Annotated in this window: 9 protein-coding genes; 7 read left to right on the top strand and 2 right to left on the bottom strand. The window is 67.6% G+C overall.

Features of this window, described 5'->3' with window-relative positions:
- Nucleotides 1-85: 85 nt before the first annotated feature.
- Entirely contained in the window at nt 86-628 is a 543-nt protein-coding gene (locus F464_RS0102445; RefSeq protein ID WP_018988186.1) for a DUF3617 domain-containing protein, read from the bottom strand.
- Nucleotides 629-727: 99 nt separating this feature from the next.
- A complete protein-coding gene (locus F464_RS0102450) occupies nt 728-2,131 on the bottom strand; it encodes an undecaprenyl-phosphate glucose phosphotransferase (protein ID WP_084600404.1) in 1,404 nt (467 codons plus the stop codon).
- A 429-nt stretch (nt 2,132-2,560) separates the two neighbouring features.
- Between F464_RS0102450 and epsL the strand changes: the two genes are divergently transcribed.
- From epsL to F464_RS27745, 7 genes are all read left to right on the top strand, one after another.
- The gene (epsL, locus tag F464_RS0102455; protein ID WP_232428814.1) at nt 2,561-3,760 is read left to right on the top strand and encodes an XrtB/PEP-CTERM-associated polysaccharide biosynthesis outer membrane protein EpsL; all 1,200 of its coding nucleotides are present in this window, start codon (nt 2,561-2,563) and stop codon (nt 3,758-3,760) included.
- Between the two features lie 320 nt (nt 3,761-4,080).
- Nucleotides 4,081-4,533, top strand: coding sequence for a hypothetical protein (locus tag F464_RS0102460; RefSeq protein WP_157353515.1), 453 nt, complete (start codon nt 4,081-4,083; stop codon nt 4,531-4,533).
- An 80-nt stretch (nt 4,534-4,613) separates the two neighbouring features.
- A complete protein-coding gene (locus F464_RS0102465) occupies nt 4,614-5,507 on the top strand; it encodes an EpsD family peptidyl-prolyl cis-trans isomerase (protein WP_018988190.1) in 894 nt (297 codons plus the stop codon).
- 16 nt (nt 5,508-5,523) lie between these two features.
- Nucleotides 5,524-6,405 (top strand): polysaccharide export protein EpsE, encoded by an 882-nt coding sequence (epsE, locus tag F464_RS0102470; RefSeq protein WP_157353517.1) that lies wholly within the window; start codon nt 5,524-5,526, stop codon nt 6,403-6,405.
- A 13-nt stretch (nt 6,406-6,418) separates the two neighbouring features.
- Complete coding sequence (epsF, locus tag F464_RS0102475; protein WP_018988192.1) at nt 6,419-7,816, top strand: chain length determinant protein EpsF; 1,398 nt, start codon at nt 6,419-6,421, stop codon at nt 7,814-7,816.
- Nucleotides 7,817-7,820: 4 nt separating this feature from the next.
- Nucleotides 7,821-8,690, top strand: coding sequence for a chain length determinant protein tyrosine kinase EpsG (gene epsG / locus F464_RS0102480; protein WP_018988193.1), 870 nt, complete (start codon nt 7,821-7,823; stop codon nt 8,688-8,690).
- 3 nt (nt 8,691-8,693) lie between these two features.
- Complete coding sequence (locus F464_RS27745; RefSeq protein ID WP_018988194.1) at nt 8,694-9,656, top strand: glycosyltransferase family 2 protein; 963 nt, start codon at nt 8,694-8,696, stop codon at nt 9,654-9,656.
- The last annotated feature ends 1 nt before the right edge of the window (nt 9,657 follow it).

A 9,657-nucleotide genomic window follows, 5' to 3' on the forward strand; every position in this document is an offset into this window, starting at 1 on the left:
GGCGCGGGGCGCGCGAGGACGCGGCGCCTGCAATGCAGGCATTCTGCCCGAGCTCGCCGACTCTGTGGGGAAACGCGCCGCGCGCTCAGCCGTGGCCTTGTGCGCCGCAGTCGGCGGCGAGCCAGCGCGCGTCGGTGTCGACCTGCAGGTTGCCGTTGCGGGAAGTCATGTTGACGCGGGTCGTGAAGTGTTCCGGCGACTGGATGCGGGCTTCGAAGTCGCCGCTTGCGTCCGGCCGGGTGCAGTTGAGGTGGCCGCGCACCGTGGCGTCGGCCTTCACGACCTTGTCGAGGGTGCAGTTGCCTTCGGTCTTGCCCGAATAGACGGTGTCGGACTTTGCCTGTTCGGGCGTGATGCAGCTGCGCGCGCTGCCGTCGTTGCCGAGGCTGACGCCGCGCGCGGCCATCTGTTGCTCGACCATGCGGCGCATGTCCGGCGGCAGGCTGCGGATGTACTGCTGGGCCTGCGCCATCTGCGAGGACATGTCGGGCAGGCCGCCGATGTTGAGCCGGGTCGAGCGGAATTCCCACAGGCCGGGCCGGATGCCGGCCGGCTGGGCCGCGCAGGCGATGCCCGTGGCGGCAAGGCCGAGGATGAGGAGGAGGGGGCGATAGCGGCTGCGGATCATGATCGGGCGTCTCGAAACGGCGGTTTGACGGCAGGCGGCGCGGGAGGTTCCTGCGCGTGCGACGGCCGGGATTGGGCGCCGCGTGCACGCTCGTGCGCCTCAGTAGGCGTTGGGGTCGCGCACGACCATCAGGGCGGTGCGGGCGATGATCCACAGGTCCAGGCCGAGCGACCAGTTGCGCAGGTAGTCGAGATCGTACTCGATGCGCTTCTCCATCTTGTCAACCGTCTCGGTTTCGCCGCGGTAGCCATTGACCTGCGCCCAGCCGGTGATCCCCGGCTTGACCTTGTGGCGGATCATGTAGCCCTTGATGAGCTTGCGGTAGGCCTCGTTGTGCGCCACCGCGTGGGGCCGCGGGCCGACGATGCTCATGCGCCCCTGCAGCACGTTGATGAACTGCGGCAGCTCGTCGAGCGAGGTGCGGCGGATGAAGGCGCCGAAGGGGGTGATGCGGCTGTCGTTGCGCGTGGCCTGGCGCACGGCAGCGCCATCGTCGCAGACCGTCATCGAGCGGAACTTGTAGACCAGGATCTCGCGGCCGTCGAGGCCGTAGCGCCGCTGCTTGAAGACGACCGGCCCGGGGGAGGAGAGCTTGACGCCGACGGCGAGGGCGATCAGCACGGGGGTGAGGAGCAGCAGGATGAGCAGCGCGAGAATGAAGTCGGAGCTGCGCTTGACGACGTTGTTGAGGCCGGTGAAGGGGGTGTCGCACACGGCCACGACGGCCATGCCGCCGACGTTGTCGACCCGCCCCTGGATGAGGTCGGTGACGAAGATGTCGGGGACGAAGTAGATCGACGCGGTGGTGTCCTTGAGGTCGTCGAGCAGGGCGAGGATGCGTGGCTGCGGGGCCATCGGCAGCGCCAGGTAGATGGCCTCGACGCGGCGGCGCTTGACGAACTCGGCGAGGCCGGAGAGCGGGCCGAGTACCGGCGCCGGTATGCCGCCGCTTTCGGGCAGTCGTGAGCGCGGGCGATCGTCGAAGAAGCCCACGACGCGGGTGCCGAGGTAGGGGTGGTCGCGGAATTCGCGCGCGAGCTTCAGGCCGATGTCGTTCACGCCGGCGACGACGGCGATGCGCTGGTTGTCGCCGATCGCCAGCCATGTCGGCAGCGCCTGCCGGGCCACGGCATGGACCGCAACCAGCGCGAGCGGGGTGGTGGCGACCCACGTCACCAGCATCGTGTGCGGGAAGTAGTGGAGGTAGCCGCTCGCGTAGCCGAAGGCGCCCGTGGCCGCCACGAACAGCAGCCAGTTGGTGGCGACCTTGCGCATCATGGTCCGCGCCGATTCGTGCAGGCCGACATTTCCGGGAAACGTCAGCGCGAAGGAGAGTGCGCCCAGGATCATGTACGGCGGGCTCATCAGGCGTTCGCCATGCCAGGCGGCGCAGGCATACAAGACGGCGACGACGGTGAGCGGATCGATGAATGCCTCGATCGCGCCACTCAGCGTGAAACTGCCGCGCAACAGGCTTCCTTGTCTATCCAGGGCTGCAATCATGAATTCACGGAATTGAATTTGTGCGTTGCAAAACGCCGTCCGTTCGCAGGATTCTGTGCCGCAACGGAGGCGCGTGCGCGTTTGTCGGAGGGGCCGGGGGAGATCTTACGGAACGGACCGGCAAGTGCCCGCGCGAGTGTAAAAAAACATATTTGTTCAAATGTTCGCGGGCAGGCTCTCGTCAGTATGACGTTCGTATCGTGACATGCCAGGTGGCCGCGTCGCGGCGTAAAAAAGTTGTTGCAGATCATATTGTTCGTTCCATTAACCACGATATCGAAGAGGTTTAATGGCTGGTTGTGGCAACTTCCGCACTTCGCGGATTTGGCGGCGACCTGCCGCTCGCGCACGTTTTAATATGCTTACAAGGTTTTTTCCGTGGCGATGTGATTCGACTACGCTTATGCCGGAATGAATGGCGCAACGGATATGAAACCTTCCAAATCCATTATGTGCGCGCTTGCCCTGTCATCGGCCATGTTGCACGAAGGGGCTGCCGCCGATGAAGGAGACGCGCTGAATTTCAGCGTCAGCCAGTCGATCCGATACGAAAGCAATCTTTTTCGGCTCGACGATGGCGAGCGCGCGCCCGAAAACAAGGCGCACGATACGGTGAGCGAGACGGGCGTCGGAATGAAATTCGATCGGCGCTACGGGCGCCAGCGCTTTCTCGCCGATTTGAATCTCGTGAGTGCGCGTTATGCAATTCACAATGATCTCGATCATGACCGGCCTGACGCCGGACTTGCCTGGGACTGGCAATTGGGTGACCGATGGAGTGGCGAACTGGGTCATGCGTATCGCGAGACGCTGACGCCCTTCGACGAGGCCGGCGGTACCGAGCGCAACATGAATGCCTACACCCGGAGCCATGTGAGCGCCGACTTCTGGTGGCACCCCCGCTGGGCCGTCGGTGCAGGGTTTGCGCACGCGAGAAGCCGCTTCGATCGCGATGATGCGGACCTGGCGGAGTTCGACGCGGACACGGTCGACCTGAATCTGACCTACCGTCCGCCGACGGGCAACCGCGCGGTGCTGACGCTGCGCGATACGGACGGCGAGTACGTGAATCGCCCCGCCGCGCCGGGCTCGATCCGCGACTACCGGCAGCAGGAGGTACGCCTCGGCGGAGAGTGGCGTTTGTCAGGCGCGACGCGGGTTTCGGGTTTCATCGGGCGAACCCGTGTGGAATATCGGCTGGCGCCGGAGCGCGACTTCCGGGGCACCGTCGGACGCGTCGGACTGGTCTGGGACACGACGGCGAAGACGTCGGTGGACCTGAGCGTGCGGCGCGAGATCGGTGCCCAGCAGGACCTTGCCGCGAATTACGCCGTGACCGAGGCGGTGCGGCTGGCCCCGAAGTGGAACGTGACCGAGAAGGTGAGCCTCGGTGCCGGGCTCGAGTGGCGCCGGCGCGACTATCGCGGCGATCCCGAGCTGGTGCGGACAGGGGGGACGCGCGAGAAGCCGACCGACAGCAGCTACCGCTATGGCCTGCATGCGGAATACAGGCCGCAGCGCGCGCTGAGTTTTGCATTCAGCGTGCAGCGCCAGGAGCGTGACGGTTCGCGCTCTCTGGGGGGGTATTCCGCCAATACGGCGGATTTGTCGATGCGATTCCGCTTTTGAAAATGACCCGGGTTGCCGATGCATTATCGGGAATGAGCGGGGCACCGGCGCGAGCCGTTCGCGCACGTTCGGGGTGCGGCGGCGCACGAAACAGGTGCGGCAATTGAAAGAATAAAATTCATGATCGTTACAGTCGGATTTCGAATTGAAAGCGAATATTCGGTTTATTGACGGTGTTTTCGCAAGTCGTTATGGTGCGCAGCAATAAAGCCGATTCGCTGAATCAACAGGTTTGAATAAAGCGGTCGTCGTGGGCAAACGACGACACGATTAATGCAGGTTTTTGCGAGCGCCTGCATTCCAATAGAGAGGTGGTGCCCATGTCCATGATCAATGGAAAAATGGTCGGTTTTGCCGTGCTCCTGTCCGGCTGTATTTCCGCCGCCCATGCCGACACGGTGACGCTGTCGGGCAATGGGGTGACGATCCGCTACGAGGACAAGGCGTCTGCCGTGACGGGTGCGCCGTCGCTGATCGCGACCGGGCTGATGACGTCGCCGGCGAGCGTGGCCGGTGCCCGCTTCGATTCCACTGCGGCGGTGCGGGAACCCGCGTCGGGCGCGGCTTTCGCGGATGTTGCAAGCCTTGGGGGTGAAGCGACGCCGCGTTCGTTTGCAGAAGGCGTTGCCCTGCAGTTCTCGCTTGGTGGAGCCGGCGCGGGCGAGGGTGGATTCGAATCGCTGGTGTTGGCCGGTTTGGCACTTTTCGCGCTGATTGTGCGCCAGCGGATCTCTGCGATGTCGCGCTCGCGGCATTCGCCGATATTCCAATGAATCTTCAATTGCGGCGATTGCGTGGCGCATTGCGCCATGAATCGTCGATTTGAATCTTGAGCCAGCATCCGGTCAGGTCGATGTCTTCGACGGCACGCATTGCATTTCCTGTTGTCCTGCTTTCCGCCTTTTTCCTCAATGCCTGCAGCAAGGGCGAGGCGGAAGGGAAGCCCGCGTTCGAGGTTATTGCGAAGGTGAACGAGCAGGCAATCCAGGCGAATGAACTCAATTCGATCGCGGCGCTCGCCTCTTCGCAGGGGACGCCGGAAGAGGGCGCGCTCGAGCGCCTGATCGACCAGGAGCTGATGGTGCAGCAGGCGCGCGAGCGCAGGCTGGATCGCGACCCGCGCGTGTTGCAGTCCTTCGAGGCGGCGCAGCGGGAGATCCTGGCGCGGGCCTACCTCGAGCAGGTGACCGGGCAGGTTGCGCCGCCGAGCGACGAGGAGATCGCAGCCTTCCATGCGGCCAATCCCGAGCTGTTCGCGCGGCGCCGCATCTACAGCCTGCAGGAGCTGGAGATCCGCCTGCCGCCCGAGCGTTTCGAGGAGCTCGAGCGTGTGAGTGCACGCGCGGCGGGTCTGCATGAGGTGAAGGAGTGGCTCACGCGCGAGGGGATCGAGTTCCAGCTCGCCGCTGCCGTGAAGCCGGCCGAGCAGCTGCCGCTGGAGAGCCTGAAGGGCTTTGCGCGCATGCGGGACGGGCAGATGGTGCTGAGCCGGACGCCGGCGGGTGCCCTTCTGGTTCATCTCGTCTCCGCCCGTGCGCAGCCGCTCGACGCGGGGGCTGCGCGGCCGATGATCGAGCGTTACCTGGCGAATGCACGCAAGAGCGCGCTGGCGAAAGCCGAGCTGGAGCGCCTGCGTGATGGCGCACGCATCGAGTATGCGCCGCTGGCGCCGAGCCGGCCCGGGGCGGAGCCCGGGCTTGCCGAAGCGGAGACGCCACAGGCGCTGCCCGCGCCCGAAACCCATTGATCGAGGATCACCGTCCATGCCGTTGTCGAGACCGTTCCGAATTGCCCTGTTGATGTGCCTGTCCTGCGTGCCTGCCTGGGCCGCGGCGCAGATGCCACCGGCGGCTGCGCCGCAACCGGTTGTGCCGCCGCCGGTTGCGGTGGCCGCGCCCGCTCCGGCAGCCGACGAAGCGCGCGAGTACGTGCTCGGGCCGGGGGACATCGTCCGCATCAGCGTGTTCCAGAATCCCGACCTGACGACCGAAGGGCGCGTGTCGGAAACCGGTGCGCTGACCTTCCCGCTGATCGGCAGCGTGCCGCTGGGCGGGCGCACGGTGTCGGCCGCCGAGGCCCTGATCGCGGAGCGCCTGCGCCAGGGGGGATTCGTGCTGCAGCCGCAGGTGACCGTGCTGCCGGTGCAGATCCGCGGCAACCAGGTGGCGGTGCTGGGGCATGTGAACAAGCCCGGGCGTTATCCGCTGGATACCTTCAACGTGCGCGTGACCGACATGCTCGCGAACGCAGGCGGGGTTGCCGCGGGCGGCGATGACGTGATCGTGCTCGTGGGCACGCGCGACGGCCAGCGCGTCCGCAAGGAGCTGGATCTGCCGGCGCTGTTCCAGCGCGGCGATGGCGATGCGGACACGATGCTGTCGCCGGGCGACGTGATCTATGTCCGGCGCGCGGACGTGTTCTACATCTACGGCGAGGTGCAGAAGCCGGGCTCGTTCCGTCTCGAACGCAACATGACGGTGATGCAGGCGCTGGCGACGGGCGGCGGGCCGACGCTGCGCGGCACGGTGCGCGGGTTGCGCATCCACCGTCGCGGTGGCGACGGCAAGGTGGCGGTGATCGAGCCCACGCTGGAAGACCGCCTGCGCCCCGACGACATCATCTACGTGAAGGAAAGCCTGTTCTGAGGCGGGGCTAATCATGAATCCTGGACAATTCCTGCGCATCCTGCGTGCGCGCTTCGGACTGGTGTGCGCCGTCGTGCTGGTCGTCACGGCGGCCGCGGTGGCGGTGAGTCTCGTGCTGCCGCAGAAGTACCTCGCCGAGACGGCGCTGGTCATCGACGCGAAGTCTTCCGACCCGATCGCGGGCGGGGTGATGCCGTCGCAGCTGATCGCGAACCATATCGCCACGCAGGTCGACATCATCGACTCGGATCGGGTCGCGTTGCGCGTCGTGGACGCGGCCGGGCTCGCCGCAATGCCGCAGTTCCAGCAGCAATGGCAGGAGGCTACCGGCGGGGCAGGCGACATCCGCGAGTGGATCGCCGACGTGCTGCTTTCGCGCCTGGACGTGACGCCGGGGCGCGAGAGCAATGTCGTGCGCATCCGCTACACGGCCTCGCAGCCTGAGTTTGCGGCGATGATCGCCAACGCCTTCGCGCAGGCCTACATGGAGATCGGGCTGGAGCTGAAGGTGGAGCCCGCGCGCCAGTACGCGCAGTGGTTCGATGAGCGCACGCACGGCCTGCGCGAGGAGCTGGAGGCGGCGCAGAAGCGCCTGTCCGACTACCAGCAGAAATACGGCATCGTTTCGGCCGACGGGCGGCTGGACGTCGAGACGGCGCGGCTCGCGGAGCTGTCGACGCAGCTCGTGCAGGTGCAGGGGCAGCGGGCCGAGAGCCGGTCGCGCTTCAGCCAGTCCGGTTCGGCCGAGTCCCTGCCCGAGGTCACGCAGAACCCGCTGATCGCGAACCTGAAGGGCGAGCTGGCGCGGCGCGAGGGCGAACGCCAGCAGATGCTCGGCCGGCTGGGGCCGAACCACCCCGAGGTCGGCAAGCTTGCCGCGGTGATCGATTCGCTGCGGGCGCGCATCGGCGCCGAGACGCAGCGCATCGCCGCGTCGCTGGGCACTTCGAGCCGCATGAGCGCGGCGCGCGAGGCGGAGGTGGCCGCGGCGGTCGCGGCGCAGAAGGCGCGTGTGATGCAGCTGCAGGCGCATCGCGACCAGATCGCGGTGCTGCAGCGCGACGTCGAGAGCGCGCAGAAGGCCTATGACCAGGTCGCGCAGCGCCTGTCCGCGACGAACCTGGAGAGCCAGGCGCAGCAGATCAACGTGGCGGTGCTGACCCCCGCGACGGCGCCGTTGTGGCCGTCGGGCCCGCGCCTGCTGATCAAGCTCGTGCTGGCGCTGGTCGTGGGCGTGGTGCTGGGCGTGGGCAGCGCCCTGCTGATCGAACTGATGGACCGGCGTGTGCGCGGCGAGGACGACCTCGACGGGCTGCCGGGCATGCCGGTGCTCGGCAGCGTGCCGGGCCGGAGCGGGACCCGCCGGGTATCCCGGGGGCGAGTGTCGAATCGAATTGCCGGAGCTTATTGATCCCATGAATGCACCCCTGAGCAGCACCCTGGATCCCAAGGGCGAACAGGCGATCGGCGCGATCCTGATGGCGGCCGGACGCCTGCGCGTGGACGAGAACGAACGCATCGTGCGCCTGCAGCGCGACAAGGGCCTGCGCTTCGGCGAGGCGGCGGTCGAGCTGGGCCTCGCGAGCGAGCACGACATCCGCTACGCGATGGCGCGGCAGTTCGAATACGACTGCTTGCAGGCGGACGAGAGCAAGGTGTCGAGCAGCGTGGTCGCCGCGTTCGACCCGTTCTCGGTGCAGGTGGAGGCGCTGCGCGCGCTGCGCAGCCAGCTGATGCTGCGCTGGTTCGACCCGACCGCGGGGCGCAAGCTGCTGGCGGTGGTGAGCGCCGCACGCGGGGAGGGGCGCTCGTGGATGGCGGCGAACCTCGGTGTCGCGTTCTCGCAGCTGGGCTTGCGCACCCTCGTGGTGGATGCCGACCTGCGCCGGCCTTCGCAGCATGCGCTGTTCGGCCTCGACAACCGCAGCGGACTCTCCGCGCTGCTGCTCGGCCGCCACGCTCCGGACGCGATCCGGCGCGTGGCCGGGCTGCGTTCGCTGGCGGTGCTGCCCGCCGGGGTGGTGCCGCCGAACCCTCAGGAGCTGCTGTCGCGCCCCTTGCTGGGCCAGCTGCTGCAGCAGTACACGACGGCCTTCGATGTCGTGATCCTCGATACCGCCGCGGGCGAGCGCTGCGCCGACGGCGTGATGGTCGCGGCGCGGGCGCGTGCGGCGCTGATGGTCGCCCGTCGCAACGCGAGCCGGATGGCGGCGGTGCGCCGCTACGCGGAGCGCCTGCGCGAGTCCGGCGTGGGCCTGGCCGGCTCGGTGATGAACGGGGACTGAGCCGTGAGCCGCCTGACCGACGACCCCGGGATCGCCGCTGCGCAGCGGTGGTTGCGCCCTGCGCCCGCGCCGCTCGTGAGCGTGGTGATCCCGTCGTACAACCGCGGGCACGCGATCGGCGCGTGCATCGCCAGCGTGCTGGCGCAGACGCTGGAGGATTTCGAGATCGTCGTCGTGGATGACGCCTCGACCGACGACACGCGCGAGCGCGTTGCGGCGATCGCCGATCCGCGCGTGCGCTACGTCGCGCACGAGACGAACCGCGGCGGGGCGGCGGCGCGCAACACCGGCGTGCGGGCGGCGACGGGCGACTTCATCGCCTTCCTCGACAGCGACGACAGCTGGTCGCCGCGCAAGCTCGAGCGGCAGATCGCGCTGCTGGGCGAGCGCGGGCCGGAGTACGGCCTCGCCTACACGTGGTTCATCGGCCGCGACAAGGACGGCCGCGAAGTGTCGCGCTCGGACCGCAGCCTGGACGGCCGCGTCGCGGAGGCGCTGCTGGTCGCGAACCATGTCGGCACCTTCTCCAGCATCGTCGTGCGGCGCGACGTGTTCGAGCACGTCGGCGGGCTCGACGAGACGCTGCGCAGCTGCCAGGACTGGGACCTGTCGATCCGCCTGAGCCGCGTGACGAAGATCTGCTGCGTCGAGGATTACCTGGTTTCGTACTTCCACAACGGCGCGGACAAGCACCGCATTTCGTCGAATCCCGCCTCGCTCATCCAGGGCCACCGGCGCATGTTGGAGAAGTTTTCCGACGACTATGCGCGCCTGCCGCGCAGGCAGGCGGCGCAGGCGTTGCGGGGCTTCCTCGACGTGTTCGCGGGCGCCGGGTCGTTCGAGGACGTGCTGCGCCTCGGGCGCCGCATGGCCGCGACGACGCGCCGCCCGGAGGCGCTCCTGCAGTGCGGCGTCGCGCTGGTGCGTGCGGCGAAGCGCCGCATGACGGGGCGCTTCGGGTACTGAC

The sequence above is a fragment of the Aromatoleum toluclasticum ATCC 700605 genome (assembly GCF_000378245.1).
In the GTDB taxonomy this organism is placed as follows: Bacteria; Pseudomonadota; Gammaproteobacteria; order Burkholderiales; family Rhodocyclaceae; genus Aromatoleum; species Aromatoleum toluclasticum.

Coding starts and splice junctions, on each gene's coding strand:
- F464_RS0102445 (WP_018988186.1), bottom strand. CDS start 628: ATGATCCGCAGCCGCTATCGCCCCCTCCTCCTCATCCTCGGCCTTGCC.
- F464_RS0102460 (WP_157353515.1), top strand. CDS start 4,081: ATGTCCATGATCAATGGAAAAATGGTCGGTTTTGCCGTGCTCCTGTCC.
- F464_RS0102465 (WP_018988190.1), top strand. CDS start 4,614: ATGTCTTCGACGGCACGCATTGCATTTCCTGTTGTCCTGCTTTCCGCC.
- F464_RS0102450 (WP_084600404.1), bottom strand. CDS start 2,131: ATGATTGCAGCCCTGGATAGACAAGGAAGCCTGTTGCGCGGCAGTTTC.
- epsL (WP_232428814.1), top strand. CDS start 2,561: ATGAAACCTTCCAAATCCATTATGTGCGCGCTTGCCCTGTCATCGGCC.
- epsE (WP_157353517.1), top strand. CDS start 5,524: ATGCCGTTGTCGAGACCGTTCCGAATTGCCCTGTTGATGTGCCTGTCC.
- epsF (WP_018988192.1), top strand. CDS start 6,419: ATGAATCCTGGACAATTCCTGCGCATCCTGCGTGCGCGCTTCGGACTG.
- epsG (WP_018988193.1), top strand. CDS start 7,821: ATGAATGCACCCCTGAGCAGCACCCTGGATCCCAAGGGCGAACAGGCG.